Below are 26,807 nucleotides of genomic sequence, written 5' to 3'. Positions count from 1 at the left end.
CGTCAACGGCGGGCGTCACTCGATAGGTTGAGGGTGCACCGCTTGAGAGCGCACCGCTTGCGTGTGCGCCCCTTCCCTGATCCCCAGCGCGAGGAATCCGACGGATGGACGAGCCCGGCCTGCCGATCGAGCGTTTCGAGGAACACCGCGGGCATCTGCGGGCGGTGGCCTACCGGATGCTCGGCTCGCTCGCCGAGGCCGAGGACGCGCTGCAGGAGGCCTGGCTGCGCGTCGGTCGCGCAGACGCCGGCCAGGTCGAGAACGTCGGCGGCTGGCTGACCACGATCGTCGGGCGGGTCTGCCTCAACCTGCTCCGTTCGCGCGCGCAGCGGCGGGAGGAGCCGCTCGACCCCTACCAGCCGCCGGGCGCCTCCGGCCCCCTGGGGTCCGCCCCGGACGGGAGCAGCGGGGAGGGCGCCGATCCCGAGCAGGAGGCGCTGCTGGCCGACTCGGTCGGCCTCGCGCTCCTGGTGGTCCTGGACACCCTCACCCCCGCCGAGCGGCTGTCGTTCGTCCTCCACGACATGTTCGCCGTGCCGTTCGACGAGATCGCGCCGATGATCGAGCGGACCCCGGCCGCGACCCGCCAGCTCGCCAGCCGCGCCCGCCGTCGCGTCAAGGGCGCCGCCCCGAAGCCCGGGACGGACGGGAGGCGGCAGCGGCGGCTGGTCGAGGCGTTCCTGGCCGCCACCCGGGGCGGGGATTTCGACGCGCTGCTCCGGCTGCTGCACCCGGATGTCGTCCTGCGGGCCGACCGGTTCGTCGTCCCGAGCCCCGAGCCGATCGTCGTCGAGGGCGCCCGGACGGTGGCCCAGGGCGCGATGGCGGCCATGGGACGGGCGCGGTTCACGGGGCCGGCCCTGGTCGACGGTCTCCTCGGGCTGGCGATGGCCCGCGACGGCCGGCTGGCCCTGGTTCTCCGCTTCACGACGGCCGACGGTCTCATCACGGAGATCGACATCGTCGCCGACCCGGCGGCCCTGCCGGGACTCGACCTCGCCGTGCCGGGTCCCGACGCGCTGCCCGCTCCCGACGCGTTCGACGACTGATCCGCCGCCCCGCCCGGGGGTGCGAGAGCGGACCACCGGGGCCCCGTGCCCGATCGGATAAGAATATGGACATACCGGTCGGGCAGCCCTTCTGAAAGCGGTAAGATCCGCGCGAATCGATGCGGAGATCGGTCTCCTCCTCAGCAGGGACCGCCCGACCTTCCGAGCGCTCGCTCCCGCCGTACCGAAACCGGACCGCCGGATCACGCATCCTCCTCATCGACGTATTCACCGTTTCCACACAGGGGGAACCATTCGATGAACGTCCCGCGCCCGCCCCGCGTCTCTCTCGTCGTCCCCGTCTACAACGCCATGCCGTACCTGGAGCAGACGCTGGCCTCCGTCGCCCAGCAGACCATCGGCATGGACGCCCTGGAGGTCGTCGCGGTCGACGACGGGAGCACGGACGGCAGCGGCAAGGTCCTGGACGAGTGGGCGAAGCGGTACCCCGGACAGGTGAAGGTCATCCACCAGGAGGCCTCCGGAGGGCCGAGCCGGCCGCGGAACGTCGGGCTCGACCACGCCGAGGGGACGTACGTCTTCTTCCTCGACGGCGACGACTGCCTGGGGCCGGAGGCCCTGGAGCGGCTCGTGGCGATGGCCGAGAAGAACGACTCGGACATCGTCCTCGGCAAGCTCGTCGGGGTGAACCGGCGCGTGCCCAAGCAGGTCTTCGCCAAGAACGTCGACAAGGCGGACCTGTCGAAGGGCGACATCTACTACACCCTCATGCCGTTCAAGCTGTTCCGGCGCGAGGTCATCGAGAAGAACGGCCTCCGGTTCCCCGAGCACATGCGGATCAGCGAGGACCAGCACTTCGTCGCGCGCGCCTATCTGCACAGCACGGTGATCTCCGTCGTCGGCGACTACGCCTGCTACTACGTCGTCAAGCGCGGCGACGACGGCAACATCACCGCGCACGGCATCGACCTCGACGTCTCCCTGCGCCAGGCGGCCGAGATGGTCGAGCTGGTCACCGGCCTGACCGAACCCGGGCCGCTGCGGGACCACCTGGTCTGCCGTCATGTGCGGGTGGAGATGCTGCGCCGCTTCGACGCGGAGTTCGTCGCCGCCGACGCGAGCGAGCGGGCGGCGCTGGTCGAACTGGCCCGGCCGTACGCGCGGGAGTGGGTCACCCCGGCCGTCCTCGCGAAGCTGAGCGTCGCCGAGCGGCTGGTCGCCCACTGCCTGCGCGAGGGGCTCGTCGAGGAGCTGGCCGAGGTGGTCGCCTGGGACCTCGCGGGCCGGCCGGGCAAGACGCTGGTCCGGGGCGGCCGGGTGTACGCGGCTCCGCCGTTCCCGTCCGCCGACTCACCGGAGTACGAACGGCTCTGCGACATCACCGCCGCGACGGTGGGCGCCAGCCCGCGCCGCTGGGTGGACCGCCTCGCCTGGAAGGGCACCGTCCTCGATCTCTCGGGCTACGCCTACCTCGACCAGGTGGACACCGACGACCTGGTCACCGAGGTGGTGTTCCGCGAAAAGGGCGGCGACGGCCGGGAGTTCTCCGCACGGGCCGAACAGGTGCCCTCGCCCCACCTGACGGTCAGCCGCGGCAAGGAGACGTACGACTACGGCCGCGCCCGCTTCCGGGCCTCCGTCGATCTGGCGACCCTCGCCGACGGCGCCGCGCTCCCGAACGGCGACTGGCACGTCTCGCTGCGCTGCACCGCCCACGGGGTCACGGCGCACGGCGGGCTCGGGGCGGCGCTCAGCGGCCGGATCTCACGCCGGGCGGACGAGCACGCGCTGTCGCTGCCGGGCAAGGGGAAGCGTCTGCGCACCGCCCGTGTCGGGCCGCGCGACGGGCAGTTGGTGCTGCGGCTGCGGGCGGCCCCGTCGGCGGTGTCCGCCTATGCGGTGAGCTTCGGCTGGAAGGCCGCGCGGGCGGTACGGGCCCGCGTCCACTGGAGGTAGCCCGCCGGTGTCAGGGGGATGCCAGGGTGGTGTGGACCAGGGTGAGGATGTCGTCGTCCGTCAGGCCGAGGCCCTTCGCCTCCGACACCACGTCGCGGACGCGTTCGACCAGCCGGGCCCGGTCGGGGACCGAGGCGCCGGGGACGATCACGGCGCCGCGGCCGCGGCGGAGTTCGATCAGGCCCTCTTCGCGCAGCCGCTGGTAGCCCCGCAGGACGGTGTGGACGTTGACGCCGAGGGAGTCGGCGAGTTCCCGGGCGGCCGGGAGGCGTTCGCCGGCGGTGGCGGTGCCGTCGGCGAGGGCGCCGCGGACGCAGGCGGCGACCTGGTCGCCCAGGGGGACGGCGGAGGCGGGGTCGACCCGGAACAGCATGGTCAGAGCCTCCCACGGCGGTCGACCAGGGTGTTCAACAGGGCGGCGGCCGTCGCCGCGTCGGGGACCGTGACCGCGAACTCGCGGCCGCCCGGCCGGCGGACGACCAGCGCCTCGCCGGAGCGCAGGACGAGGCCGGTGCGGTGGGCGCGGACGCGGTAGCCCCAGCCGCCGAACTCGGCGGGCGCGTCGACTTCCCGGGCGACCGCGCTCTCGACCCCGTCGAGCGGCACGGAGAGGCGCGGCCAGGGCGCCAGCGCCGGGCGGACGGTCACGCCGCGCCGGTCGACGGTGACGCGGACCCGCGCCAGGAGCAGGGTGGCGAGGCCGGTGAGGACCAGGACCGGGGGGAGCGGCCAGGGCGCCGGATAGGCCCCCAGGGTGCCGGCCAGGCCCACCGCCGCGGCCACCGCGCCCGCCGTCGTCATCGCGCGGGAGTCCGTCGCCCGCGACCAGCCCGCGACCTCGCTCGCGCCGAGCGGCAGCCGGGGGCCGTTCCCGTCCTGCCCAGGCTGGGAGGCGGGGTCCTCCTGCGGTACGGACCGGGTCAGCGCCAGGCCGGCGAGGGCGGTGACCGCCGCCGCGCCCGCCGCGACGGTGAGGTTCACCAGCGGGGAGACGACTCCGCCCGCGTCGGTCACGTCGAGGTTGTCCCGGAGGAGGAGGGCGAAGAGGGCGGTCGTGAAGCCGGCCGTCGCCCACGCCCCCCAGAGCGCGTTCCGGCGTACGAGAACGGTCCAGCCCGCGCCGAGGCCGAGGAGCAGGCCGGCGCTGACCAGGCCGAAGGCGGTCAGCGCGGTCCAGCCGTCGGCGCGGCCGCCGCCCTGGGTGGAGAAGTGGGTGGCCAGCGGGTCGGGCAGCCGGTCGTGCCACAGGGCGAGGAGGGTGAGGTGCAGGGCGAGCGCGAGCAGGAACGGGAGTGCGGTGAGCACCCGGAGACGGGTCGGGCCACGGTTCATCGAAGAGCCTCCCTGTTGAACAACTTGTTTGCACTCTACTAGAACAAGTAAGACAGACACCAGTATGGACGGCGCCCCGGCCCGTCCCCGACCCGTCGGTGTGCGCGGGTGAGTGACCGCGCGGCGGTGGTGTGGGACGGTGGAGGTATGGCCGTACCCGTGATCCTCGACTGCGATCCCGGTCACGACGACGCGTTCAACATCATGCTGGCCGCGGCCCATCCGGCGATCGACCTGTTGGCCATCACCACCGTCGCGGGCAACCAGACGGTCGAGAGCACCACCCTCAACGCACGCCGGGTCTGCGCCGTCGCCGGGATCGAGGGGGTGCCGATCGCGGCCGGCCGGGACCGGCCGATGCACGGCGCGCCGCTGGTCTCCGAGAACATCCACGGCGACTCGGGGCTCGACGGACCCGGCTTCGGCGACGACGAGCCCGACGTGCCGCAGGACCCGCGCGACGCGCTCACGCTCGTCCGGGACACCCTGCTCGCCCATCCGGCGCCGGTGACGCTCGTGGCGACCGGACCGCTGTCGAACGTCGGAACGTTCCTGCTCGCCCACCCGGAGCTGAGCCACCGGATCGAGCGGATCGTGCTGATGGGCGGCTCGACCGGGCGCGGCAACACCACCCCGGCGGCGGAGTTCAACATCCGCTGCGACCCGGAGGCGGCGGACATCGTCTTCACCAGCGGCCGCCCGGTGACGATGTTCGGCCTCAACGCCACCCACCAGGTCCGCGCGACCCCGGAGGTCATCTCGCGGATCGCGGCGCTCGGCACCCCGCTCTCCCGGCTCTGCGTGGCGCTGCTGACCTACTTCGCCGGGACCTACCGCGAGGTGTACGGCTTCGACACCCCGCCCGTGCACGACCCGCTGACCGTGGCGCATCTGATCGACCCGTCGCTGATCAGCCTGGTGCGGGCGCCGGTCGCGGTCGAGCTGGCGGGGACGCACACCCGCGGGGCGACGGTCGTGGACCTCGACGGCGTGACGGGCCGGACGGCCAACGCGGAGGTGGGCATGGAGGTCGACGTGCCGGGCTTCTGGGACCTGATGATCGACGCCGTACGGGTCCTCGGCGACCGCCGATAGCCGAGAGCCGAACCGGTCGGACGACCCCGGAACCGTAAACGAGACGCAGCGTCTTGCCATGCCGGGTTCCCCGGTCTACAGTCGACGACACAACGAGACGATACGTCTCGTGTCGCATTGTCGTCGAACGGAAGGCCGCGCCCTTGTTCCGTGCCCATCTCACCGAGGTCGTCAAGCGGTACGACGACCGGCTCGTCCTCGACCGCGTCCACCTCTCCGTCCGCGCCGGCGAACGCGTCGGCGTCGTCGGCGACAACGGCTCCGGGAAGTCCACCCTCCTCCGGCTCCTCGCCGGCCGGGAGGCCCCCGACGCCGGCACCGTCACCGTCGAGTCACCCGGCGGCCTCGGCCATCTCGCCCAGACCCTGGACCTGCCCGGCTCCGCGCGCGTCGGCGACGCGGTCGACCTCGCGCTCGCCGAGGTGCGGGACCTGGAGCGCCGGATCCGCGCCGCCGAGGCCGCGCTGGCGCGCACGGGCGACCTGGAGGGGTACGCGGAGCTGCTCGCCGCCTACGACGCGCGCGGCGGACCGGACGCCGACCGGCGAGTCGAGACGACGCTCCGGCGGCTCGGCGAGCCCGCCCCGCTCGACCGCGACCGCCGGCTCGGCACGCTCTCCGGCGGGCAGCGCTCCCGCCTCGCGCTCGCGGCCACGCTCGCCGCCGACCCCGAACTGCTGCTCCTCGACGAGCCGACCAACGACCTCGACGACGAGGCGGTCGCCTGGCTGGAGGAACGCCTGCGCGCCCACCGGGGAACGGTCGTCGCCGTCACCCACGACCGGGTCTTCCTCGACCGGGTCGCCACGGCCGTCCTGGAGGTGGACCACACCCGCCACGGGCTGCGGCGCTACGGCGACGGCTACGGCGGCTATCTCGCCGGCCGCGCGGCCGAACGGGCCCGCCGGGAACGGGAGTACGAGGAGTGGCGGACCGAACTGGCCCGCTGCTCGGCGCTGGCCGACACGAACATCGACCGCTTCTCCGCCATCCCGCGCAAGGCACCGGCCTCCTTCAGCGGGGCCGGGGCGTTCCGGGCGCGGTCACGGGCGCACGGCGCGATGGGCCGCATCCGCGCCGCGCGGGAACGGCTGCGGCGGCTCACCGCCCACCCGGTGGCCGCGCCCCCGGAGCCGCTGCGGTTCACCGGGCGCGTGCCGGGGTCGGGAAGGGCGGTGGACCTGACCGGCGTACGGGTGGAAGGGCGGCTGCGCCTGGACGCGCTGCGCCTGGAGGCCGGGGAGCGGCTGCTGGTCACCGGGCCGAACGGGGCGGGCAAGACCACGCTCCTGCGGCTCCTCGCCGGTGAACTCGCCCCCGACCGGGGGACGGTGACCGCCCCGCGCCGGGTCGGCTTCCTGCGCCAGGACACGGCCGCCCGCGCGGACGACCCCCGTACGGTCGCGGAGTCCTTCGGCGCGGAGCGGGCCGAGGAACTCCTGGCCCTGGGCCTCTTCGCGGCGCAGGACCTGGCCACCCCGGTCCGGTTCCTGTCGGCCGGTCAGCGCCGCCGTCTGGAACTCGCCGATCTGGTCGGCCGCCCCGCGGACCTGCTCCTCCTCGACGAGCCGACCAACCACCTCTCCCCCGGCCTGGTGGAGGACCTGGACGCGGCGCTGGCCGACTACCGGGGCACTCTGGTGATCGTCACCCACGACCGCCGGGTCCGGGAGCGCTTCCGGGGCCGGCGCCTGGAACTGACCCCCTGGCCGGCCGCCCGCTGCGCGGCGTGACCGCCGGCCCCCGGCGCCCCCCGTGGCCGGGCCGGGGCCCCCGCCCCCTGCCCCGCCCGCCGCCGGGCGTCAGCCCTCCGTGCCGTCGTCCTCCAGGTCACCCTCGGTCTCCAGGAAGACCTCGCGCAGCGCCGCCAGGACCTGCGGGTCCGGCTTCTCCCACATGCCGCGGGACTCGGCCTCCAGGAGGCGCTCCGCGATGCCGTGCAGCGCCCACGGGTTGGCCTCCTTGAGGAAGGCCTGGTTCTCCGGGTCCAGGACGTACGTCTCCGTGAGCTTGTCGTACATCCAGTCGGCGACCACGCCGGTCGTGGCGTCGTAGCCGAAGAGGTAGTCGACGGTCGCCGCCAGCTCGAACGCGCCCTTGTAGCCGTGGCGGCGCATCGCCTCGATCCACTTCGGGTTGACCACGCGGGCCCGGAAGACCCGCGAGGTCTCCTCGACCAGGGTGCGGGTGCGGACCGTCTCCGGTCGGGTGGAGTCGCCGATGTACGCCTCGGGGGCCGTGCCCTTCAGCGCGCGGACGGTCGCCACCATGCCGCCGTGGTACTGGAAGTAGTCGTCGGAGTCGGCGATGTCGTGCTCACGGGTGTCGGTGTTCTTCGCCGCCACCGCGATCCGCTTGTACGCCGTCTCCATCTCCGCCCGGGCCGGGCGCCCTTCGAGACCGCGGCCGTAGGCGTACCCGCCCCACACGGTGTAGACCTCGGCGAGGTCCGCGTCCGTGCGCCAGTCGCGCGAGTCGATCAGCTGGAGGATGCCGGCACCGTACGTGCCCGGCCGGGAGCCGAAGATCCGGGTCGTGGCGCGCCGCTCGTCGCCGTGCTCGGCCAGGTCGGCCTGCGCGTGCGCCCGTACGAAGTTGGCGTCGGCCGGCTCGTCGAGCGAGGCGACGAGCCGTACGGCATCGTCCAGGAGGCCGATGACGTGCGGGAACGCGTCCCGGAAGAAGCCCGAGATGCGCAGGGTGACGTCGACGCGGGGGCGGCCAAGCTCGGCGAGCGGGATCGCCTCCAGGCCGTTGACCCGCCGGGACGCCTCGTCCCACAGCGGGCGGACGCCGAGCAGGGCCAGCGCCTCGGCCACGTCGTCGCCGGCCGTGCGCATCGCGCTGGTGCCCCACAGGGAGAGGCCCACGGAGGTCGGCCAGTCGCCGTTGTCGGTGCGGTAGCGCTCCAGGAGGGAGTCGGCGAGCGCCTGACCCGTCTCCCACGCGAGGCGGGAGGGGACGGCCTTCGGGTCGACGGAGTAGAAGTTGCGGCCGGTCGGCAGGACGTTGACCAGGCCGCGCAGCGGCGAGCCCGAAGGACCGGCCGGCACGAAGCCGCCGTTCAACGCGTGGACGGCGTGACCGAGTTCGTCGGTGGTGGACGCCAGGCGGGGCACCACCTGCTCGCAGGCGAAGCGCAGGACGTCCGCCACCTCCGGGCCGTGGGCGCTCGCGATCTCCGCGACGGCGTTCACGGACCAGTCCGCGGCCTCCAGCGCCTCGACCAGCTGCCGGGCCTTCTCCTCCGCCTCGTCCGCCGTGCGCAGGGTCGCCGCCGACTCGTCGAGGCCCAGGGCCTCCCGGAGGCCGGGCAGGGCCTGCGTACCGCCCCAGATCTGCCGGGCGCGCAGGATCGACAGCACGAGGTTGACCCGTGCCTCGCCCGTCGGCGCTCCGCCGAGCACGTGCAGACCGTCCCTGATCTGCGCGTCCTTGACCTCGCAGAGCCAGCCGTCGACGTGCAGCAGGAAGTCGTCGAAGCCGTCGTCCTCGGGCCGGTCCTCCATCCCCAGGTCGTGGTCGAGCTTGGCGGCCTGGATCAGCGTCCAGATCTGCGCGCGGATCGCCGGCAGCTTCGAGGGGTCCATGGAGGAGATCTGCGCGTACTCGTCCAGGAGCTGCTCCAGGCGCGCGATGTCGCCGTAGGAGTCGGCGCGGGCCATCGGCGGCACCAGGTGGTCGACGAGCGTGGCGTGCACGCGCCGCTTGGCCTGGGTGCCCTCGCCCGGGTCGTTGACCAGGAAGGGATAGATCAGCGGCAGGTCGCCGAGCGCCGCGTCCGGGCCGCACGCGGCGGACAGGCCGGCGTTCTTGCCGGGCAGCCACTCCAGGTTGCCGTGCTTGCCGAGGTGGACCATGGCGTCCGCGCCGAAACCGCCGTCCTCGGCGCGCGCCGCGATCCAGCGGTAGGCGGCCAGGTAGTGGTGGGACGGCGGGAGATCGGGGTCGTGGTAGATCGCGATCGGGTTCTCGCCGAAGCCGCGCGGCGGCTGGATGAGGATCAGCAGGTTCCCGCGCCGCAGGGCGGCGAGGACGATGTCGCCCTCCGGGTTCCGCGACCGGTCGAGGAACATCTCGCCGGGCGCCGGGCCCCAGTGCTCCTCGACGTGGCGGCGCAGCTCCTCGGGGAGGGTGGCGTACCAGCGCTTGTAGTCGGCCGCCGGGATGCGGACCGGGTTGCGAGCCAGCTGCTCCTCGGTCAGCCAGTCCTGGTCGTGGCCGCCGGCCTCGATCAGGGCGTAGATCAGCTCGTCGCCGTCGCCGGAGACCAGGCCCGGGATCTCCTCGACGGGGCCGAAGTCGTACCCCTCCTCGCGCAGGCGGCGCAGGAGCGCGACGGCGGAGGCGGGGGTGTCGAGGCCGACCGCGTTGCCGATCCGGGAGTGCTTCGTCGGGTACGCGGAGAGGACCAGGGCGAGCTTCTTCACGGCGTTCGGGATGTGCCGCAGGCGGGCGTGGCGCACGGCGATCCCGGCGACGCGGGCGGCGCGCTCGGTGTCCGCGACATAGGCCGGGAGGCCGTCCTCGTCGATCTCCTTGAAGGAGAACGGGACGGTGATCAGCCGGCCGTCGAACTCGGGCACCGCGACCTGGCTGGCGGCGTCCAGCGGCGAGAGCCCCTCGTCGTTCTCCTCCCAGGCGGCGCGCGAACCGGTGAGGCAGAGCGCCTGCAGGATCGGTACGTCGAGGGCGGCGAGCGCCCCCGCGTCCCACGCCTCCTCATCTCCGCCGGCCTGCGCCTCGGCGGGCTTGGTGCCGCCCGCCGCGAGGACGGTGGTGACGATCGCGTCGGCGCCCCTGAGCGTCTCGATCAGCTCGGGCTCGGGGGCCCGCAGCGAGGCGACGTACAGCGGCAGCGCGCGGGCGCCGGCGTCCTCGATCGCCTCGCAGAGGGAGTCGACGAAGGCGGTGTTCCCGCTCATGTGGTGGGCGCGGTAGTAGAGCACGGCGACCGTCGGGCCGTCGGTCCGCCTCGGCTCGCGCTCCAGGGGGCCCCAGGTGGGGGCGGCGGCCGGGGCCTCGAAACCGTGGCCGGTGAGCAGCACGGTGTCGGAGAGGAACCGGGCGAGCTGCTCCAGGTTGGCCGGGCCGCCGTGCGCGAGGTAGGCGTGGGCCTCGGTGGCGACGCCGACGGGGACCGTGGAGCTCTCCATCAGCTGGGCGTCCGGGGCCTGTTCGCCGGAGAGCACGACCAGCGGCTTCTCCGTCGCCCGCAGCGTCTGCAGGCCGTCCTCCCAGGCGCGCAGGCCGCCGAGGAGGCGGACGACGACGAGGTCGGCGCCGTCGAGCAGCCCGGGAAGGTCCCCGGGGGCGAGGCGGGAGGGGTTGGCGAACCGGTACCCGACCGGACCGCCGGCCGCGCGGGCGCTGAGCAGGTCGGTGTCGGAGTGCGACAGCAACAGAATTCGCATGCGAGCGCAGGCCTTCCTCGGGGTTGTCCGCGCCCCGGGTGGTCGTGTGGACGGCGGGAGTTCCTGACTCACCCGGCCCCCGTTCCCGGGGCGGGCTCACAGTGGCGGGACCGCGCCGGATTCTCACCGGGCTTCCTCCCCGGGGTCCTGGGACCCCATGCCGTCTGCATAGTAGATCCTGCCCGCGGCGGCCCGAAGGGTCGCCCGCGACCACGTGGGTATGCTCGCCGCCATGCCGCCCACCCCACCCACCACGCCCAACCAGGGCGAACCCGTCATACGGGACCGTGGCGACGCCTGCCCGGGGGCGCTGCGCCTGCACCCCGCCGACGACGGGCACCTGGCCCGACTGCGGCTGCCCGCAGGCGCGTTGACAGTACGTCAGGTCGAGTCCCTGGCCGTGGCGGCGGAGGAGCTGGGCGACGGGCGGATCAGCGTCACCTCGCGGGGCAACGTGGAGCTGCGCGGCCTCGGCGAGGGCTGCGGGGCCGACCTCGCGGGGCTGCTCGCCCCGGCCGGACTGCTGCCCTCCGCCACCCACGAACGCGTCCGGAACATCGTGGCCTCGCCGCTGGCGGGGATCGACGGAAACGGTTGCGGGGACGCGCGGTTGTGGGCGCGCGAGCTGGACGCGCTGCTCTGCGCGCGGGCGTGGACGGCAGCGCTTTCCGGCCGTTTCCTCTTCGCCTTCGACGACGGGCGGGGGGACGTCGGCGGGCTGGGCGCGGATGTGACGTTGTTCTCAACGGGGGCGGGGGCGCCGGGGGTCGCTGCGACGGCCGGGGCCGTCCGCCCGCCCGCTCCGCCGGAGCACGGACACGGCCCGGAGCACACGGACGACCCTAAGCACGGACACGGCCCGAAGCACGCGGACGACCCGGAGCACGGGGACGCCCCGGAGCGCGCGGGCGGCGCGCTCCTGCGGGTCGGTCGCCAGGTGTTCCGGGTCGCGGCCGCCGACGCGCCGCGCGCCGCCCTCGCGGCCGCCGACGCATTCCTCGCCGCCGCCCGTACGGCCGGGACGGGGGCCTGGCGCGTCCACGAGCTGCCCGGGACCGTCCGGCCGGACCTCGCGGGCGCGCTGGCCCGCGCGGGCGTCCCGGCCGCACCGGACACCCCGGGCGCGTGCCCGGATCCGAGCGGGCAGGGCCCGCTCCCCGGCGTGCTCGCCCACCCGGCGACCGGCCGGCACGCGGTCTCCGTCGCCGTACCGCTCGGCCGCCTCACCTCCGCCCAGTTGCGCGCCCTCGCCCCTGGCGAGGGCGGCGAACTGCGGCTCACCCCGTGGCGCGGCGCCGTCGTGACCGGCCTCGCCGACCGTACGGCCGCCGAGGCGCGGCGGGACGCCCTCGGCGACGCCGGACTGATCACCCGCGACGACTCCCCCTGGCTCGGCGTCGGCGCCTGCACCGGACGGCCCGGCTGCGCCCGGTCCCTCGCCGACGTCCGGGCGGACGCCACCCCCGGCCACGACGGCGGCCCCCCGCCCCGCCGGCTGCCCGTCCACTTCTCCGGCTGCGCACGGCGCTGCGGCCATCCGAAGGGGAGCTGGGTGGACGTGGTCGCCACCGGCGACGGTACGTACGAGGTCGACGGCGTCCCCACCCCCCGAACGCAACTGGCGGCCGCTGTGGCGACAGCCCGTACACCCACCACGAGATGAGCGAGAGCAACACGATGTTCGACTACGAGAAGGACGGCGCGGAGATCTACCGCCAGTCCTTTGCCACGATCCGCGCCGAAGCGGATCTCGCGGGTCTGCCCGCCGACGTCGGCCAGGTCGCGGTCCGGATGATCCACGCCTGCGGCATGGTCGACCTCGTCCGGGACCTCGCCCACTCGCCCGAGGTCGTCTCCCGCGCCCGCGCCGCCCTGCGCGCCGGCGCGCCGATCCTCTGCGACGCGCAGATGGTCGCCAGCGGGGTGACCCGCAAACGGCTGCCCGCCGGCAACGACGTCGTCTGCACCCTCTCCGACCCCTCGGTACCCGCCCTCGCCGCCGAACTCGGCACGACCCGCAGCGCCGCCGCCCTGGAGCTGTGGCGCGACCGCCTCGAAGGCTCGGTCGTCGCCATCGGCAACGCCCCCACCGCGCTCTTCCGCCTCCTGGAGATGATCGAGCGGGGCGCCGGCCGCCCGGCGGCCGTCCTCGGCATACCGGTCGGCTTCATCGGCGCCGCCGAGTCCAAGGACGCCCTGGCGGAGCGGGGCCGGGAGCTCGGCCTCGACTACCTCGTCGTCCGGGGGCGGCGTGGCGGCAGCGCCATGGCGGCCGCCGCCGTCAACGCGATCGCGACCGAGGCGGAGATCCAGGCATGAGCGGCACCCTGTACGGAGTCGGCCTCGGCCCCGGCGACCCGGACCTGATGACCGTCGCCGCCGTGAAGGCCATCGAGGCCGCCGACGTGATCGCCTACCACTCGGCCCGCCACGGCCGGTCCATCGCCCGCTCCATCGCCGCCGCGCACATCCGCGAGGACCACGTCGAGGAGCGGCTGATGTACCCGCTCACGGTGGAGACCACCGACCACCCCGGTGGCTACCGGGGCGCGCTGGACGACTTCTACGAGGAGGCGGCGGCCCGGCTCGCCGCCCATCTGGACGCGGGCCGCACGGTCGCCGTCCTCGCCGAGGGCGACCCGCTCTTCTACGGCTCGTACCAGCACATGCACAAGCGTCTCGCGCACCGCTACGACACGACCGTCATCCCCGGTGTGACCTCGGTGAGCGCGGCCGCCGCGCGGCTGGGGGAGCCGCTGTGCGAGGCCGAGGAGGTCCTGACGATCATCCCCGGCACGCTGCCGGAGGACGAGCTGACGGCCCGGCTCGCGGGCACCGACTCGGCGGTCGTGATGAAGCTGGGCCGGACGTTCCCGACCGTGCGGCGCGCTCTGGAGCGGGCCGGGCGGCTGGACGACGCGCGCTATGTGGAGCGGGCGTTCATGGCCGGCGAGCGGACCGAGGCACTGGCCGGGGTGGATGCGGCGACGGTGCCGTACTTCTCGGTGGCCGTGCTGCCCTCCCGTATCGACGCGGTGGCGCCCGAGGCCCGGGAGCGCGGCGAGGTCGTCGTCGTCGGCACCGGCCCGGCGGGCGCGCCGTGGCTGACGCCGGAGTCCCGCGGTGCCCTGGTCAACGCCGACGACCTGGTCGGCTACACCACCTACCTGGACCGGGTGCCGGCCCTGCGGCCCGGTCAGCGGCGCCACGGCTCCGACAACAAGGTCGAGTCCGAGCGGGCCGAGTTCGCCCTGGACCTGGCCCGGCGCGGCCGGCGGGTCGCGGTCGTCTCGGGCGGCGACCCGGGCGTCTTCGCCATGGCGACGGCGGTCCTGGAGGTGGCGTCCGAGGAGCGGTACGCCGACGTGCCCGTGCGCGTCCTGCCGGGGGTGACCGCCGCCAACGCGGCCGCCGCGGCGGCCGGTGCCCCGCTCGGCCACGACTACGCCACGATCTCCCTCTCCGACCGCCTCAAGCCGTGGGACGTGATCGCCGGCCGGCTGCGCGCCGCGGCGGAGGCGGACCTGGTGCTGGCGCTCTACAACCCGGGGTCGAAGTCCCGTACGCACCAGGTGGCGGCCGCCCGGGAGCTGCTGCTGGAACTCCGTTCGCCGGAGACGCCGGTGGTCGTGGCGCGGGACGTCGGCGGCCCCGGGCAGTCGGTGCGGGTGGTGACCCTGAAGACGCTGGAGCCCTCGGAGGTCGACATGCGCACCCTGCTGCTCGTCGGCTCCTCGCAGACCCGGGCGGTGGAGCGCGGCGACGGCCGGACGATCACCTGGACTCCGCGCCGCTACGGGTGAAGGTGCCCAGCCCCTCCGTGTCCAGGTACTCGACGGTGAAGGACGACCCGTCCGGGGTGAAGGTGACCCCGGTGAGCCCGACGGCGTTCTCGCCGGTGGTGGGGAAGCTGAACGTGTCGCCGTCGTAGTGGGTGAGGCGGTACGTCAGGGGCTTCGGCCCCAGACGGAGCGTCAGGGCGCCGTCGGCGCCGGCGACGACCTCCGCCCGGCCGTAGTAGTCGCTCGCGTACGTGCCCGCGTAGACGTCGGCGTCCCGCGCGGGGGCCGCGCCGGACGGCGGGCGGGCGTAGTCGGTGGTGGACCGGCCGGCGTCCGCCTCCTCCTCGTACAGCGCCTGGACGAGGGGCATCCAGTCGCGGGTCGGCTCGCCGTACTGCGCGATGTCGAAGAAGTCGAGGGCGACGGTGTCGGCGACGCCGACCGGGGCGGTGTTGGTCAGGACGACGATGCCGAGCCGCTCGCCCGGCAGCATCGTGACGTTGGTGTGCGCGCCCTCCGCGAACGCGCCCGTGTGGGAGAGCCGGAGCCGGGCCTGGTCGTCGTAGTTCACGTTCCAGCCCAGGCCGTAGAAGCCGGTCCTGGCCGCCGGGGCCTGGGGCGGCTGGGAGACCGACTCGGGCCGATGGGTGCGCTCCAGGGCGGCGGCGTCGATGATCCGCCGGCCGTCGAGCGTGCCGTCGCCGAGCTGGAGCCGCAGCCAGGTCGCCATGTCCCGGGCGGTGGAACTGACACCGCCGGCGGGGGCCTGGGCGTCCGGGTCCCTGACGAACTCCGGCTTCCAGACGCCGTCGACCTGGACATGGCCGTAGGCGCGGTCGGGGGCCTTCACGAAGTCCTCGAAGCGGGAGCTGGTGGAGTCCATGCCGGCCGGCCTGTAGAGGGTGTCGGCGGCGAGCTTCTCCCAGGGCACGCCCTTCTCGTCGGCGACCGCCTGGGCGGCGGCCGTCAGACCGAAGTTGGTGTAGGCGTAGCTGGCCCGGAACGGCGCGAGGGGCTCATACCGCAGGTGGGAGAGGATGTACTCCCGGTCGTAGCCGAGGTCTTCGAGGAGGTCCCCGGCGTGGTCGGGCAGGCCGCTGCGGTGGGAGAAGAGGTCGGCGACCGTCACGTGGGAGGTGACCCACGGGTCCTTGAGGCGGAAGCCCGGCACGCGCGGCGCGACGGGCTTCGTCCAGCCCTCGGTCCCCACGGCCCCGGAGACGACGGTGGAGGCGATCGGCTTCGAGACGGACGCGAGCTGGAAGACGGTGTCGGCGTCGACGGCCGGCTTCTCGCCGGCCTTCCGCACGCCGTACCCCTTCAGGTGCAGCACCTCGCCGTCATGGACGACGGCGACGGCCACCCCCGGCACTCCGGTGCGCTTCATGGCCGACCGTACGACACCGTCGAGCCGTCGCACGGCCCGGTCCACGTCCGCCCGGTCGAGTTCTGCGGGGGGCTGGGGCGGGGGCGGCGACGGACTGGGCGCGACGAGTCCCGCTCCCGCGAGCAAGCCGACGAGCCCCACTCCGAGCAGGCCACGGACGGTTCCCCTGGTTCCCATGGGTCTCATGAAACGCCGGGGGGTGCCGATTGTCGCTCCGGACGCCGCCGGAGGGTGACGGCGCGCGGGGCGCGACGACGGAGACGGGGGCCGGCCGTCAGGCGCGGGCGCGGAGCCAGGCGGCGGCCTCCGCCGGAGTGGTGGCCACCGGGACGCCGGGGGGCACGGGCGGGCGGCGGACCAGGACGACGGGGACGCCGGCCTCCCGCGCGGCACGGAGCTTCGGGGCGGTCGCCGCGCCGCCGCTGTCCTTCGTGACGAGGACGTCGACGCGGTGGCGGCGCAGCAGCTCCCGCTCCCCTTCCAGGGTGAACGGCCCCCGGTCCAGGAGGAGTTCCGCGTGGGCGGGCATCGGGGTGTCGGGCGCGTCGACGGAGCGTACGAGGAACCACTGCGGGCAGTCGGCGAACGCGGCGAGCCCCATCCGCCCGGTCGTCAGGAAGACCCGCTCCCCCAGCGCGTCCAGCGCGGCGGCCGCCTCCTCCAGCGAGGCGACCGGGTGCCAGTCGTCGCCCGCCACCGGGACCCAGCCGGGCCGGCGCAGCGCCAGCAGGGGAACATGGGCCGTGGCGGCCGCCCGGGCCGCGTTGAAGCTCATGGTCCGTGCGAAGGGATGGGTGGCGTCGATGACCGCGTCCACGGCGTGCGCGCGCAGCCAGTCGGCCAGACCCTCCGCCCCGCCGAACCCGCCGATCCGCACCTCGCCCTCCGGCAGCCTCGGCCGCGCCACCCGCCCGGCGAGGGAGCTGGTGACCCGGACCTCGGAGTGGAGCGCCCCGGCCAGGGCGCGGGCCTCGGTCGTGCCCCCGAGGATGAGTACGTGCATGGGAGTCCGTTCATGAGTTCCGTCGGCGGGCGCGAGGCCCAACTCAAGCACACGGGTCTGCGCCCGGGGTGGACGACCGGTGCGTGCGCGACGGCGGCGACGACGGCCGCGTACACCGCGCTCCTCGGCGGCGACTTCCCGGACCCGGTGACGATCACGCTCCCGAAGGGCGGCCGGCCGGCGTTCGCCCTGGCGGCCGAGGAACGGGGCGCGGACCACGCCATGGCGGGGATCGTGAAGGACGCGGGCGACGACCCGGACGTGACGCACGGCGCGCTGGTCCGCTCGACGGTGCGGCTCCTCCCGGCCGGCTCCGGCGTCGTCTTCCGCGCCGGCCCGGGCGTCGGCACGGTCACCCTGCCCGGGCTGCCGCTGGAGGTCGGGGAGCCGGCGATCAACCCCGTCCCGCGGCGGATGATGCGCGAGCACATCGCCGAGGTGGCCGCCGCGTACGGCGCGGCCGGCGATGTGGAGGTGACGGTCTCGATCGACCACGGCGAGGAGATCGCCCGCTCCACCTGGAACCCCCGGATCGGCATCCTCGGCGGGCTGTCCGTGCTCGGGACGACCGGCGTCGTGGTGCCGTACTCCTGCTCGGCCTGGATCGACTCCATCCGGCGCGGGGTGGACGTCGCCCGCGCGGCGGGCCTCGCCCATGTTGCGGGCTGCACGGGCTCCACCTCGGAGAAGACCGTGACGACCCTGTACGACCTTCCGGAGATCGCCCTGCTGGACATGGGCGACTTCGCGGGTGCCGTCCTGAAGTACGTGCGCCGCCACCCCGTGGACCGGCTGACGGTCTGCGGCGGCTTCGCGAAGCTGTCCAAGCTGGCGGCCGGGCATCTCGACCTCCACTCGGCCCGCTCCCAGGTCGACAAGGCCTTCCTCGCCGACCTGGCCCGCGCGGGCGGCGCCCCGGAGCCGCTCGCGGCCCGGATCGCGACCGCGAACACCGGCCTGGAGGCCCTCCGTCTCTGCGAGGCCGCCGCCGTGCCCCTCGGCGACCTGGTGGCGGCGCGGGCCCGGGACGAGGCCCTCGCGGTGCTCCGGGGCGCCCCGGTCGCGGTGGACGTGGTCTGCGTCGACCGGGCGGGGACGGTCGTGGGCCGCTCGGACGTACGGGGGCCGCGGGACTGAGGGCCCGGCGGCGGGGCGGGGCTCAGCGCGGCGGCGAGTGAGCCGAAGGGGCCGTCGGGGGAACACGGCCGAGCGCGCGCACGCCGAGGGCCGTCGACCCCGCCCCGTACGCCTCGGCGAGTGAGCCGAAGGGCCGTCGGGGGAACACGGCCGAGCGCGCGCAGCTCCCGAGGAACGAGGGAGCGAGCACGTACGGCCGTGCGAGCCCGGCTCAAAGGCCCCGGAGGCGAACCGAGACCGCAAAAAGGGGCTCAGCGGGCGCGCGGGTAGCCGATCTCCGCGATGTCGTCGGCGAGGGCGGCCAGGGTGGACCGCGGGTTCAGGGCGGCGACCAGCGCGTCGGTGAGGGGACGCAGGGCGAGGACCTGCCGGACGGCCTCGGCGTCGACGGGCAGTTCGAAGTACTCCCCGGCCCAGCGCGCGTACGCCTCGGCGGAGCGGTCGACGAGCAGCTCGAAGAGGAAGTCGGTGGCGTCGGTGTCGGCCCGGCCCCCGCCGGAGGGCCCGGGGCCGTCGAGGGAGGCCGCTCCGACGTGCCAGGTGCTCTCCCCCGCCAGCCGCCAGAGGCAGACCGTGACGAGGGGTTCGCCGTCGGGGTGCGCGAACGCGGGTTCCTCCACGTACGGCCGGAAGGCCTCCGGCACCCGGGCGACCGCCCGCCGCCCGCCGCTGCCGATCGCGTGGACGAAGCCCCGGAGGTACACCCCGGCGGGCGAGAGGACGAGGGAGAACTCGTCGCCCTGCCCGTCGCGCATCGAGGCCATCTCCTCCGTCGCCGACCAGCGGGCGTCGAAGGAGTGGTAGCGGTCCTCCCACTCCGGGCTGAGCACCGCGTCCAGCATCGCCAGGGCGCGGCAGTGGTCACGCAGGACGGCCGGGTCCGGCAGGCGCCGGGCTACGTCGTGTACGGTCACCCGCCCATCCAAGCGCACCCCGCGGCCCCCGGCGCCCCGTTGCCCGGGACCCGCGGGCCGGGCGGACGGACATGCGGCCCGGGACCCGCGGGCCGGCGGACCGACATGCGGCCCGGGACCCGCGACCCTAGACTCGCGAGGGCAAGGAGTCCCGATCGAAAGGGTTCGTACCCATGTCGAAGCGAGGCAACAAGCGGCGCGCCCGGAAGAAGAGGCGCGCGAACCACGGCAAGCGCCCCAACAGCTGAGGCTCCCCCGCGTACGCACGGGGCCGGTGTCACGTCGCCCGCGACGGACCTGCCGGCCCCGTTCCGCGTCCGGGCCCCGCCGTGGGAGCGCCTGGACGGCGTCAGCAGACGTGCCGCTCCCGCGCCGGGTCGTAGAGGTGGCTGTCGCGGAACTGCGTGGCCGCCAGCGTCCGGCCGACCAGGATGACGGCCGTCTTCGTGATCCCGGCCTCCTTCGTCCGGGCCGCGATGTCCTCCAGCGTCCCGCGCAGGATCACCTCGTCGGGGCGGCTGGCCATGGCGACGACCGCCGCCGGGCAGTCGGCGCCGTAATGCGGGACCAGCTCGCCGACCACACGGTCGACGTACCGCGCCGCCAGGTGCAGGACCAGCAGCGCGCCGCTCCGGCCCAGGGTGGCGAGGTCCTCGCCCTCGGGCATGGGGGTGGCCTGCTGGGCGACGCGGGTGAGGATGACCGTCTGGCCGACGGTGGGCACGGTCAGCTCCCGCTTCAGGGCCGCGGCCGCCGCCGCGAACGCCGGGACGCCCGGCACGACCTCGTACGGGATGTCCAGCGCGTCCAGGCGGCGCATCTGCTCGGCGACCGCGCTGAAGACGGACGGGTCGCCCGAGTGCAGCCGGGCCACGTCGTGCCCCTCCTCGTGGGCGCGGACGATCTCGGCGACGATCCGGTCCAGGTCGAGGTCGGCGGTGTCGACGAGCCGGGCGTCCGGCGGGCACTCGGCGAGCAGCTCGCGGGGGACCAGGGAGCCGGCGTACAGGCAGACCCCGCACGCGGCGAGCGTCCGCGCGCCGCGCACGGTGATCAGGTCGGCCGCGCCCGGGCCGGCGCCGATGAAGTGGACGGTCATTCTGCTGCTTCTCCCTTGGTTCCTGGGGTGCGGCCGGTGGCTCCCGGGGTGCGGCCGGCCGGCGGCGCTCCCCCGCTCGACGACGACGGTGCTCGGTCACGGCCCCCGCCGCCGTGCCCGGTCACGGACCACCGCTCTTGGTCACGGACCACTGGGTGACGGGCATCGCCTGGCGCCAGCCGGTGAAGCCGCCCACGGGGACGGCCTGGGCGACGGCGAGCCGGACCAGTTCCCCGCCGTGGCGGCGGTACCGGTCCGCGAGCAGGGCCTCGGACTCCAGCGTGACGGTGTTGGCGACGAGCCGGCCGCCGACGGGCAGCGCGTCCCAGCAGGCGTCCAGCAGCCCCGGGACGGTCAGACCGCCGCCGATGAACACGGCGTCGGGTGTGGGGAGCCCGGCCAGCGCCTCGGGCGCGGGTCCGGTGACGACCCGCAGGGCGGGTACGCCGAGGGCGGCGGCGTTGCGGTCGATGCGGGCCGCCCGCTCGGGTGCCTTCTCCACCGCGATCGCCCGGCAGGAGCGGTGGGTCCGCATCCATTCGATGCCGATCGAACCGGAGCCGCCACCGACGTCCCAGAGCAGCTCGCCGGGCGCGGGCGCCAGCGCGGCGAGCGTGGCCGCGCGGACGTACCGCTTGGTGAGCTGTCCGTCGTTCTCGTACGCCTCGTCCGGCAGCCCGGGCGCGGCCCCGAGCCGGAGCGCGTCGGGGGAGCGGACGCAGTCGAGCGCGACGATGTTGAGGGGGTCGACGGCCGGCGGTCCGGCCGGGCTCGTGCCGGTGGCCGTATCGGGGGCCGGGTCCTGGGGAGTGTCGCCTTGCGCGGGTCCGGCCGGGCTCGTGCCGGTGGCCGTCTCGGGGGCCGGATCCTGGGGGGTGTCGCCTTGCGCGGGTCCGGCCGGGCTCGTGCCGGTGGCCGTATCGGTGGCCGGGTCCTGGGGGGTGTCGCCTTGCGCGGGTCCGGCCGGCGGTCGGAGGGCCGGCCAGGCGTCCGCCGTCGTGTCCAGGATCCGTTCGCGGGTGGAGTCGAGCCGCTCCAGGACCCGCAGCCTGCTCCGCCCGTACCCCTTGCCGCGCAGCAGCTCCGCGACCCGCGCCGGGGTGTCCGCGCCCTCGCTCAGGACCAGCAGCCGGCGCCCGTCGTGCAGGGCGGCGGTGAGGGCGTCGAGCGGCCGGGCGACCAGGGAGACCGTCTCGACGGCCTCCATCGGCCAGCCGAGGCGGGCGCAGGCGTACGAGACGGACGAGGGGTGCGGCAGGACGTGGAGCCGGTCCGCGCCCACCGCCTCGGCGAGCGTCCGGCCGATGCCGTAGAAGAGCGGGTCCCCGCTGGCGAGGACCGCGATCCGCCGGCCCGCGTGGGCGGCGAGCAGGCCGGGGACGGCGGGGCGCAGGGGCGACGGCCAGGCGATCCGTTCGCCGGGGCACTCGGCGCCGGGCAGCAGGTCCAGCTGGCGCGGGCCGCCGATCAGGACCTCGGCGGAGCGCAGGGCGCGGCGGGAGTTCTCGGGCAGTCCGTCCCAGCCGTCGGCGCCGATCCCGACGACCGTGATCGCGCGGAGGTCCGGTGCCGCGGAGGCGGCCGGGGTCGCGGACGGGGGAACGGTGCTCACGTCGCCGAACTCTACGGGAGGCCCGCGCCGCTCCCCAGCGGCCCCCGGACGGTCCTCCGGCCGCCCCGCCCCGGCCTCTCCCACCCGGCGGAATACGGGGGAGGGGCGCACCGTTGGAGCGGATAGTTTAAGCTTCAACCACAACCGGCCGAACGTGCCGGTCCGCGAGAGGTGAGCACGATGCAGTTCGGGATCTTCACCGTCGGCGACGTCACGGCCGACCCCACCACCGGCCGCACCCCGACCGAGCACGAGCGGATCAAGAACACGGTCGCCATCGCGCTCAAGGCGGAAGAGGTCGGTCTGGACGTTTTCGCCACCGGGGAGCACCACAATCCGCCGTTCGTCCCGTCCTCCCCGACGACCCTCCTCGGGCACATCGCGGCCCGCACGGAGCGGCTGATCCTGTCCACGTCGACCACGCTGATCACCACCAACGACCCGGTGAAGATCGCCGAGGACTACGCGACCCTCCAGCACCTCGCCGACGGCCGCGTCGACCTGATGATGGGCCGCGGCAACACCGGCCCGGTCTACCCGTGGTTCGGCCAGGACATCCGCCAGGGCATCCCGCTCGCCATCGAGAACTACGCGCTCCTCCACAGGCTGTGGAGGGAGGACGTGGTCGACTGGGAGGGGAAGTTCCGCTCCGCGCTCCAGGGCTTCACCGCCACGCCCCGCCCGCTGGACGGCGTCCCGCCGTTCGTCTGGCACGGCTCGATCCGCTCCCCCGAGATCGCCGAGCAGGCCGCGTACTACGGCGACGGCTTCTTCGCCAACCACATCTTCTGGCCCAAGCAGCACACCGAGAAGATGGTCGGCCTCTACCGGCGGCGGTACGCGCACTACGGCCACGGCAGCCCCGAGCAGGCGATCGTCGGCCTCGGCGGCCAGGTCTTCGTGCGGAGGAACTCGCAGGACGCGGTACGGGAGTTCAGGCCGTATTTCGACAACGCGCCGGTCTACGGCCACGGCCCGTCCCTGGAGGAGTTCAGCCGGGAGACCCCGCTGACCGTCGGCTCTCCGCAGGAGGTCATCGAGCGGACGCTGTCCTTCCGGGAATACGTCGGCGACTACCAGCGTCAGCTCTTCCTGGTGGACCACGCGGGTCTGCCGCTGAAGACGGTCCTGGAACAGCTCGACATCCTCGGCGAGGAGGTCGTCCCGGTCCTCCGCAAGGAGTTCGCCAACCTGCGGCCGGCCGACGTCCCGGCGACCGCCCCGCTCCACCCCGCCGTACGCACTCAGGAGGCGTAAGAGACATGCAGACGCTCACGCTGGTCGCCGTGTCCGCCGGACTCGGCACACCCTCCTCGACCCGGCTGCTCGCCGACCGCCTCGCGAAGGCCGCCGAGGAGCGGCTGACCGAGCAGGAGTACGCCGTCGAGGTCCGGGTGGTCGAGCTCCGCGACCTCGCCGTCGACATCGCGAAGAACTTCGTCACCGGCTTCCCCTCGGCGCAGCTCCAGGACGCGATCGACGCCGTGACCGCGGCCGACGGGGTCATCGCGGTGACCCCCGTCTTCACCGCCTCGTACAGCGGTCTCTTCAAGTCCTTCTTCGACCTGATCGCCCCGGACGCGCTCACCGGCCGGCCCGTGCTCGTCGCGGCCACCGGCGGCACCGCCCGCCACTCCCTCGTCCTCGACCACGCGCTGCGGCCGCTCTTCGGCTATCTGCGGGCGCTCGTGGTCCCGACCGGGGTCTACGCCGCCTCCGAGGACTGGGGCTCGGGCGGCGACGAGTACACCGACGGCCTGCCGTCCCGGATCGCCCGCGCCGGACGGGAACTGGCGGACTTCGTCGCGGCCCGCCCGGCCCGGGCGGCGGAGGACGACGAGGTCGTCCCCTTCGAGCAGCAGCTCGCGGACCTGCGCCTGGACTGACGAGCGGCGCCGTACGACCGCTGCGCGCGGTGATACGGACGAACGGACGGCGCCGTACGACCGCCGCACGCGGTGGTGCGGACGAGCGGCCCCGTGAGGGCCGCCGCTACTTGCGGTTGTACAGCCGCATCGTCACCGCGCCGAACACCACCACGAACAGCGCCGACCACCCGAGCGACCAGGCGATGTCCGCGGCCGGCCAGTTGCCCGCCATCAGCTCGCGCACCGCCGTCGCCAGATGCGTGACCGGGCTGTTGTTGACGAAGGCCTGCAGCCAGCCCGGCATCGTCTTCGGGTCCACGAAGACATTGCTCAGGAAGGTGAGCGGGAAGATCACCATCATCGAGACGCCCATGACGGACTTCTCGCTGCGCAGCATCAGCCCGAACATCGTCCAGATCCACGAGAACGCGAACGAGAACACCATCAGCAGCACCACGCCCGCCAGGACGCCGGGCAGCCCGCCGGCCGGGCGGTAGCCGATGATCAGGCCGACGGAGAGCATCACCACCGAGGCGATCAGATACCGCACCACGTCCCCGAGGAGATAGCCGACCATCGGGGCCGGCCGCCAGATCGGGAGGGTGCGGAAGCGGTCGAAGACGCCCTTCTCGATGTCGGTGTTGACCGACACCCCGGTGTACATCGTGATCATCACGACGCTCATCACCAGGATGCCCGGCAGCAGGAACTGGATGTACGCCGAGACCGAGCCGGCCAGCGCGCCCCCGAAGAGGTACGTGTACATCAGCACCATCATGATCGGGAACGCGGTCACGTCGAAGAGCTGCTCCGGCACGTGCTTGATCTTGAGCATGGCGCGCCAGCCGAACGTCAGCGACGCCGACAGCGCGCTGGGCCGGGGCGGCCGCTCCTGCCCGACCAGGAGCGCGGTCAGCTCCTCGGCGCGGGGGGCCTCGAAGTCCTGCGCATCGCTCTGCTGCGTGTCCTTGCTGGTGGCGACGGTGCTCATGCCGTCGTTCCCTTCCGGTCGGTGAGGGCGAGGAACACCTCGTCGAGAGTGGGCTGGCCGAGCCCGAAGTTGTCGACCGTGATCCCGGCCGCGGCCAGCTCGGACAGCGCACGGGCGGCCTGTTCGGCGGCGCCGAGGTCGGTCCCGTGGCCGTTGACGGTGGCGGTCAGGGCGACCGGGTCCGGGTCGAGCTGGACGGAGGCGTTCAGGGCGGTGGCCAGGACCCGCTCGGCGGCCGGGCGCTGCTCCGCGTCCCGCAGCCGCACATGGACCGAACCCGAGCCCACCGACGCCTTCAGCTCGCCCTTCGTCCCCTCCGCGATCACCTTCCCGTGGTCGATGACGGCGATCCGGGAGGCCAGCTGGTCCGCCTCGTCCAAATACTGGGTGGTCAGCAGCACGGTGGTGCCCTGGGCGACGACCGCCCGGACGATGTCCCAGACCTGATTGCGGCTGCGCGGGTCGAGACCGGTGGTCGGCTCGTCGAGGAAGAGCAGGTCGGGGGTGTTGAGGATGGACGCGGCGATGTCGATACGGCGCCGCATGCCGCCCGAGTAGTTCTTGACCTGCTTGTCGGCGGCCTCCGCGAGGCCGAAGGCGGTGAGCAGCTGCGCGGCCCGCTCCCGGGCGGCGGGGCGGGCGTGGCCGAGGAGCCGGGCCAGGAGCACCAGGTTCTCGGTGCCGGTGAGGTCCTCGTCGACGGAGGCGTACTGCCCGGTGAGGCTGACCCGGCCGCGTACGGCGTCCGCGTCCCTGACCACGTCCTTGCCGAAGACCCGGGCCCGGCCGCCGTCCGGGCGCAGCAGCGTGGCGAGCATCTTGACGGCGGTGGTCTTGCCGGCGCCGTTGGGTCCGAGGACGCCGTAGACGGTGCCGGCGGGGACCCTCAGGTCGACGCCGTCCACGGCTCGGTTCGTACCGAAGACCTTGACCAGGCCCTCCGTCTCGATGGCGAGGTCGGACATGCGCTTCCCTCCGGGGGTTCGACCGTGCAGCCGCTTCCCCCAGTCTCCGACGGTCGGGCGCCCAGGTCCACCGCTCTCGCGATTCGCCACTCGGGAGGGGGACCGTGCCGGGCTCGACGTGCCGGGGTCAACGCGTCGGGGTCAACGCGTCGGGTGACCGGTCGCGTCCTCGTGGGTGTAGAAGGTGTAGAACGCCACGCAGAAGGCGCCGAAGGCGACGAACAGCGAGAGCACCACGGCCGACAGCACGCTGGCGTGGGAGAGGCTGAAGAGGAAGCCGGTCGCGATGCCGGCCAGCGCCGCCCAGGCCGCCGCGCGCGGCTCGCGCGGCAGGGTCCGCTGCCAGCGGCGCAGGGCGTAGACGGCGCCGGCGAGCGCCACGGCGGAGACCACGCCGAGCACGGCCTGCTGCCAGGTGGCGGGGCCGCCGGCGCGGGCGACGGTCGAGGTGTAGAGGCCGTAGATCACGCCCAGGACGACGGGGAGCATCAGGCCGTGGGTGTGGAGGCGACGGTGCTGCTGCTGGGGGCGGCGCCGGGTGGGCGTCGCGGCGGGTGCGGCCATGGCAGGAGCTCCTTCACTCTCGCCCCCCTCCATCCTCAAGGGCACACCCGCGACCCGTACGGCCGCAAGTGGAACCGGGGCGCGGGCCGGGGCCCGGCCCGCGCCCCCTGGGGTCAGGCAGCCGGCCGGACGGCGACCGCGTCGATCTCGAAGAGCATCCCGGGCAGCGCCAGCGCGGCGACCCCGCTCAAGGTCTGCGCGGGCAGCCGCTCCCCGAAGGCCGCGTGGAGGGCCTTGCCGAGCACCTCCAGCTTCGCGAGGTCGTGGTCGACGACGTACGAGCCGAGGCGTACGACGTCCTCGAAGCCGAGCCCCACGCCTTCCAGCGCGAGCCGCAGGTTGTCGAAGGACCGCTCGACCTGGACGGCGAAGTCGCCAGGGACGGGGGAACCGGACGCGTCGGAGGCGTACTGGCCGGCGATGAAGACGAGCTCGCCGGGCGCGGAGACGGCATGGCTGTAGCCGAAGGGGGCCGGGTCGTGCAGGGTGTCGGGGTTGGTGATCGTGCGCCGGTCGGTGGTCATGGGCGGCGGTGTCCTTCCGGTGGTGGGGGCGGGTCGCCCGGGGGCGGGAGGGGCGTACGGCGGGCGGTCGTGCGGCGGCCTCGCAAGGTCGTACGGCGGCCTCGCGAGCAATCCGCCGGTGGGCCGGTGTGCCGTCGGGCCGGTGGACCGGTGG

23 protein-coding genes and 1 riboswitch are annotated in these 26,807 nt (G+C 74.4%); of the genes, 11 read left to right on the top strand and 12 right to left on the bottom strand.

Annotation, left to right across the window (positions count from 1 at the left end; translation table 11 throughout):
- The first annotated feature begins 104 nt into the window (after window positions 1-104).
- On the top strand, window positions 105-1,049 hold the full coding sequence (locus ACZ6RC_RS20525) for a sigma-70 family RNA polymerase sigma factor (RefSeq protein WP_469585131.1): 945 nt from the start codon (window positions 105-107) through the stop codon (window positions 1,047-1,049).
- A 258-nt stretch (window positions 1,050-1,307) separates the two neighbouring features.
- Window positions 1,308-2,966 (top strand): glycosyltransferase family 2 protein, encoded by a 1,659-nt coding sequence (locus ACZ6RC_RS20520; RefSeq protein ID WP_469585128.1) that lies wholly within the window; start codon window positions 1,308-1,310, stop codon window positions 2,964-2,966.
- Window positions 2,967-2,976: 10 nt separating this feature from the next.
- Here ACZ6RC_RS20520 and ACZ6RC_RS20515 read toward each other — a convergent pair whose 3' ends face one another.
- Entirely contained in the window at window positions 2,977-3,339 is a 363-nt protein-coding gene (locus ACZ6RC_RS20515) for a GntR family transcriptional regulator (protein ID WP_391140117.1), read from the bottom strand.
- 2 nt (window positions 3,340-3,341) lie between these two features.
- Window positions 3,342-4,298 (bottom strand): hypothetical protein, encoded by a 957-nt coding sequence (locus ACZ6RC_RS20510; protein ID WP_469585124.1) that lies wholly within the window; start codon window positions 4,296-4,298, stop codon window positions 3,342-3,344.
- Window positions 4,299-4,445: 147 nt separating this feature from the next.
- On the opposite strand from ACZ6RC_RS20510, the gene ACZ6RC_RS20505 reads away from it, so the two are divergent.
- Both ACZ6RC_RS20505 and abc-f read left to right on the top strand, forming a co-directional pair.
- Window positions 4,446-5,393, top strand: a complete 948-nt coding sequence (locus ACZ6RC_RS20505; RefSeq protein ID WP_469585121.1) for a nucleoside hydrolase — start codon at window positions 4,446-4,448, stop codon at window positions 5,391-5,393.
- Between the two features lie 143 nt (window positions 5,394-5,536).
- Window positions 5,537-7,126, top strand: a complete 1,590-nt coding sequence (abc-f, locus tag ACZ6RC_RS20500; protein ID WP_469585118.1) for a ribosomal protection-like ABC-F family protein — start codon at window positions 5,537-5,539, stop codon at window positions 7,124-7,126.
- Between the two features lie 69 nt (window positions 7,127-7,195).
- On the opposite strand, the gene cobN is transcribed toward abc-f, so the two are convergent.
- A complete protein-coding gene (gene cobN / locus ACZ6RC_RS20495) occupies window positions 7,196-10,807 on the bottom strand; it encodes a cobaltochelatase subunit CobN (protein ID WP_469585116.1) in 3,612 nt (1,203 codons plus the stop codon).
- A 38-nt stretch (window positions 10,808-10,845) separates the two neighbouring features.
- A riboswitch (cobalamin riboswitch) is annotated at window positions 10,846-10,984 on the bottom strand.
- A gap of 43 nt (window positions 10,985-11,027) precedes the next feature.
- Between cobN and ACZ6RC_RS20490 the strand changes: the two genes are divergently transcribed.
- Genes ACZ6RC_RS20490 through cobJ form a run of 3 tightly spaced genes read left to right on the top strand, consistent with a single transcriptional unit; the run spans window position 11,028 to window position 14,610 of the window.
- Complete coding sequence (locus ACZ6RC_RS20490) at window positions 11,028-12,470, top strand: cobalamin biosynthesis protein CobG (RefSeq protein ID WP_469585754.1); 1,443 nt, start codon at window positions 11,028-11,030, stop codon at window positions 12,468-12,470.
- Window positions 12,467-13,126: a precorrin-8X methylmutase gene (locus ACZ6RC_RS20485; RefSeq protein ID WP_391140111.1), complete on the top strand. Its 660-nt coding sequence runs from the start codon at window positions 12,467-12,469 to the stop codon at window positions 13,124-13,126. Before ACZ6RC_RS20490 ends, ACZ6RC_RS20485 begins: the two co-directional genes overlap by 4 nt.
- Complete coding sequence (gene cobJ / locus ACZ6RC_RS20480; RefSeq protein ID WP_391140110.1) at window positions 13,123-14,610, top strand: precorrin-3B C(17)-methyltransferase; 1,488 nt, start codon at window positions 13,123-13,125, stop codon at window positions 14,608-14,610. The genes ACZ6RC_RS20485 and cobJ overlap by 4 nt, the downstream gene beginning before the upstream one ends.
- Here the strand turns inward: cobJ and ACZ6RC_RS20475 are convergent.
- Complete coding sequence (locus ACZ6RC_RS20475; protein ID WP_469585112.1) at window positions 14,582-16,153, bottom strand: serine hydrolase; 1,572 nt, start codon at window positions 16,151-16,153, stop codon at window positions 14,582-14,584. The two genes, cobJ and ACZ6RC_RS20475, sit on opposite strands and share 29 nt — an antisense overlap.
- Before the next feature lie 97 nt (window positions 16,154-16,250).
- The gene (locus tag ACZ6RC_RS20470; RefSeq protein ID WP_469585109.1) at window positions 16,251-16,979 is read right to left on the bottom strand and encodes a cobalt-precorrin-6A reductase; all 729 of its coding nucleotides are present in this window, start codon (window positions 16,977-16,979) and stop codon (window positions 16,251-16,253) included.
- Window positions 16,980-16,991: 12 nt separating this feature from the next.
- Here ACZ6RC_RS20470 and ACZ6RC_RS20465 point away from each other — a divergent pair, with 12 nt between their 5' ends.
- The gene (locus ACZ6RC_RS20465; RefSeq protein WP_453615857.1) at window positions 16,992-18,116 is read left to right on the top strand and encodes a cobalt-precorrin-5B (C(1))-methyltransferase; all 1,125 of its coding nucleotides are present in this window, start codon (window positions 16,992-16,994) and stop codon (window positions 18,114-18,116) included.
- Window positions 18,117-18,367: 251 nt separating this feature from the next.
- Here ACZ6RC_RS20465 and ACZ6RC_RS20460 read toward each other — a convergent pair whose 3' ends face one another.
- On the bottom strand, window positions 18,368-19,030 hold the full coding sequence (locus ACZ6RC_RS20460) for a hypothetical protein (RefSeq protein WP_391140106.1): 663 nt from the start codon (window positions 19,028-19,030) through the stop codon (window positions 18,368-18,370).
- Between the two features lie 173 nt (window positions 19,031-19,203).
- Here ACZ6RC_RS20460 and ACZ6RC_RS20455 point away from each other — a divergent pair, with 173 nt between their 5' ends.
- Window positions 19,204-19,278, top strand: a complete 75-nt coding sequence (locus ACZ6RC_RS20455; protein WP_391140459.1) for a 50S ribosomal protein bL37 — start codon at window positions 19,204-19,206, stop codon at window positions 19,276-19,278.
- Between the two features lie 101 nt (window positions 19,279-19,379).
- Here the strand turns inward: ACZ6RC_RS20455 and cobM are convergent, their stop codons facing one another.
- Together cobM and cbiE are read right to left on the bottom strand one after the other, a co-directional pair.
- Window positions 19,380-20,129 carry a precorrin-4 C(11)-methyltransferase gene (cobM, locus tag ACZ6RC_RS20450; protein WP_453615860.1) on the bottom strand — a complete coding sequence of 250 codons (750 nt, stop codon included), beginning with the start codon at window positions 20,127-20,129 and terminating at the stop codon, window positions 19,380-19,382.
- Window positions 20,130-20,250: 121 nt separating this feature from the next.
- Window positions 20,251-21,741, bottom strand: coding sequence for a precorrin-6y C5,15-methyltransferase (decarboxylating) subunit CbiE (gene cbiE, locus ACZ6RC_RS20445; protein WP_469585105.1), 1,491 nt, complete (start codon window positions 21,739-21,741; stop codon window positions 20,251-20,253).
- Window positions 21,742-21,921: 180 nt separating this feature from the next.
- On the opposite strand from cbiE, the gene ACZ6RC_RS20440 reads away from it, so the two are divergent.
- Window positions 21,922-22,998 (top strand): LLM class flavin-dependent oxidoreductase, encoded by a 1,077-nt coding sequence (locus ACZ6RC_RS20440; RefSeq protein WP_469585101.1) that lies wholly within the window; start codon window positions 21,922-21,924, stop codon window positions 22,996-22,998.
- 5 nt (window positions 22,999-23,003) lie between these two features.
- The gene (locus ACZ6RC_RS20435; RefSeq protein WP_391140102.1) at window positions 23,004-23,627 is read left to right on the top strand and encodes an FMN reductase; all 624 of its coding nucleotides are present in this window, start codon (window positions 23,004-23,006) and stop codon (window positions 23,625-23,627) included.
- 106 nt (window positions 23,628-23,733) lie between these two features.
- Here ACZ6RC_RS20435 and ACZ6RC_RS20430 read toward each other — a convergent pair whose 3' ends face one another.
- The 4 genes from ACZ6RC_RS20430 to ACZ6RC_RS20415 form a co-directional block, all read right to left on the bottom strand.
- Window positions 23,734-24,600, bottom strand: a complete 867-nt coding sequence (locus ACZ6RC_RS20430) for an ABC transporter permease (protein ID WP_391140101.1) — start codon at window positions 24,598-24,600, stop codon at window positions 23,734-23,736.
- Window positions 24,597-25,565 (bottom strand): ATP-binding cassette domain-containing protein, encoded by a 969-nt coding sequence (locus tag ACZ6RC_RS20425; RefSeq protein ID WP_391140100.1) that lies wholly within the window; start codon window positions 25,563-25,565, stop codon window positions 24,597-24,599. Before ACZ6RC_RS20425 ends, ACZ6RC_RS20430 begins: the two co-directional genes overlap by 4 nt.
- 141 nt (window positions 25,566-25,706) lie before the next feature.
- Entirely contained in the window at window positions 25,707-26,129 is a 423-nt protein-coding gene (locus ACZ6RC_RS20420; protein WP_469585095.1) for a hypothetical protein, read from the bottom strand.
- 113 nt (window positions 26,130-26,242) lie between these two features.
- Window positions 26,243-26,653 (bottom strand): RidA family protein, encoded by a 411-nt coding sequence (locus tag ACZ6RC_RS20415; protein ID WP_469585091.1) that lies wholly within the window; start codon window positions 26,651-26,653, stop codon window positions 26,243-26,245.
- Between the last annotated feature and the right edge of the window lie 154 nt (window positions 26,654-26,807).

The sequence above is a fragment of the Streptomyces sp. NPDC048353 genome (assembly GCF_055587165.1).
This window is presented reverse-complemented; position numbering and strand designations above follow the sequence as displayed.

What these genes read in the sequence shown, in the direction of transcription:
- ACZ6RC_RS20525 (WP_469585131.1), top strand. Translation starts at nt 105, where the DNA reads ATGGACGAGCCCGGCCTGCCGATCGAGCGTTTCGAGGAACACCGCGGG.
- ACZ6RC_RS20520 (WP_469585128.1), top strand. Translation starts at nt 1,308, where the DNA reads ATGAACGTCCCGCGCCCGCCCCGCGTCTCTCTCGTCGTCCCCGTCTAC.
- ACZ6RC_RS20515 (WP_391140117.1), bottom strand. Translation starts at nt 3,339, where the DNA reads ATGCTGTTCCGGGTCGACCCCGCCTCCGCCGTCCCCCTGGGCGACCAG.
- ACZ6RC_RS20510 (WP_469585124.1), bottom strand. Translation starts at nt 4,298, where the DNA reads ATGAACCGTGGCCCGACCCGTCTCCGGGTGCTCACCGCACTCCCGTTC.
- ACZ6RC_RS20505 (WP_469585121.1), top strand. Translation starts at nt 4,446, where the DNA reads ATGGCCGTACCCGTGATCCTCGACTGCGATCCCGGTCACGACGACGCG.
- cobN (WP_469585116.1), bottom strand. Translation starts at nt 10,807, where the DNA reads ATGCGAATTCTGTTGCTGTCGCACTCCGACACCGACCTGCTCAGCGCC.
- ACZ6RC_RS20490 (WP_469585754.1), top strand. Translation starts at nt 11,028, where the DNA reads ATGCTCGCCGCCATGCCGCCCACCCCACCCACCACGCCCAACCAGGGC.
- ACZ6RC_RS20485 (WP_391140111.1), top strand. Translation starts at nt 12,467, where the DNA reads ATGAGCGAGAGCAACACGATGTTCGACTACGAGAAGGACGGCGCGGAG.
- cobJ (WP_391140110.1), top strand. Translation starts at nt 13,123, where the DNA reads ATGAGCGGCACCCTGTACGGAGTCGGCCTCGGCCCCGGCGACCCGGAC.
- ACZ6RC_RS20475 (WP_469585112.1), bottom strand. Translation starts at nt 16,153, where the DNA reads ATGGGAACCAGGGGAACCGTCCGTGGCCTGCTCGGAGTGGGGCTCGTC.
- ACZ6RC_RS20470 (WP_469585109.1), bottom strand. Translation starts at nt 16,979, where the DNA reads ATGCACGTACTCATCCTCGGGGGCACGACCGAGGCCCGCGCCCTGGCC.
- ACZ6RC_RS20465 (WP_453615857.1), top strand. Translation starts at nt 16,992, where the DNA reads ATGAGTTCCGTCGGCGGGCGCGAGGCCCAACTCAAGCACACGGGTCTG.
- cobM (WP_453615860.1), bottom strand. Translation starts at nt 20,129, where the DNA reads ATGACCGTCCACTTCATCGGCGCCGGCCCGGGCGCGGCCGACCTGATC.
- ACZ6RC_RS20440 (WP_469585101.1), top strand. Translation starts at nt 21,922, where the DNA reads ATGCAGTTCGGGATCTTCACCGTCGGCGACGTCACGGCCGACCCCACC.
- ACZ6RC_RS20435 (WP_391140102.1), top strand. Translation starts at nt 23,004, where the DNA reads ATGCAGACGCTCACGCTGGTCGCCGTGTCCGCCGGACTCGGCACACCC.
- ACZ6RC_RS20430 (WP_391140101.1), bottom strand. Translation starts at nt 24,600, where the DNA reads ATGAGCACCGTCGCCACCAGCAAGGACACGCAGCAGAGCGATGCGCAG.
- ACZ6RC_RS20425 (WP_391140100.1), bottom strand. Translation starts at nt 25,565, where the DNA reads ATGTCCGACCTCGCCATCGAGACGGAGGGCCTGGTCAAGGTCTTCGGT.
- ACZ6RC_RS20420 (WP_469585095.1), bottom strand. Translation starts at nt 26,129, where the DNA reads ATGGCCGCACCCGCCGCGACGCCCACCCGGCGCCGCCCCCAGCAGCAG.
- ACZ6RC_RS20415 (WP_469585091.1), bottom strand. Translation starts at nt 26,653, where the DNA reads ATGACCACCGACCGGCGCACGATCACCAACCCCGACACCCTGCACGAC.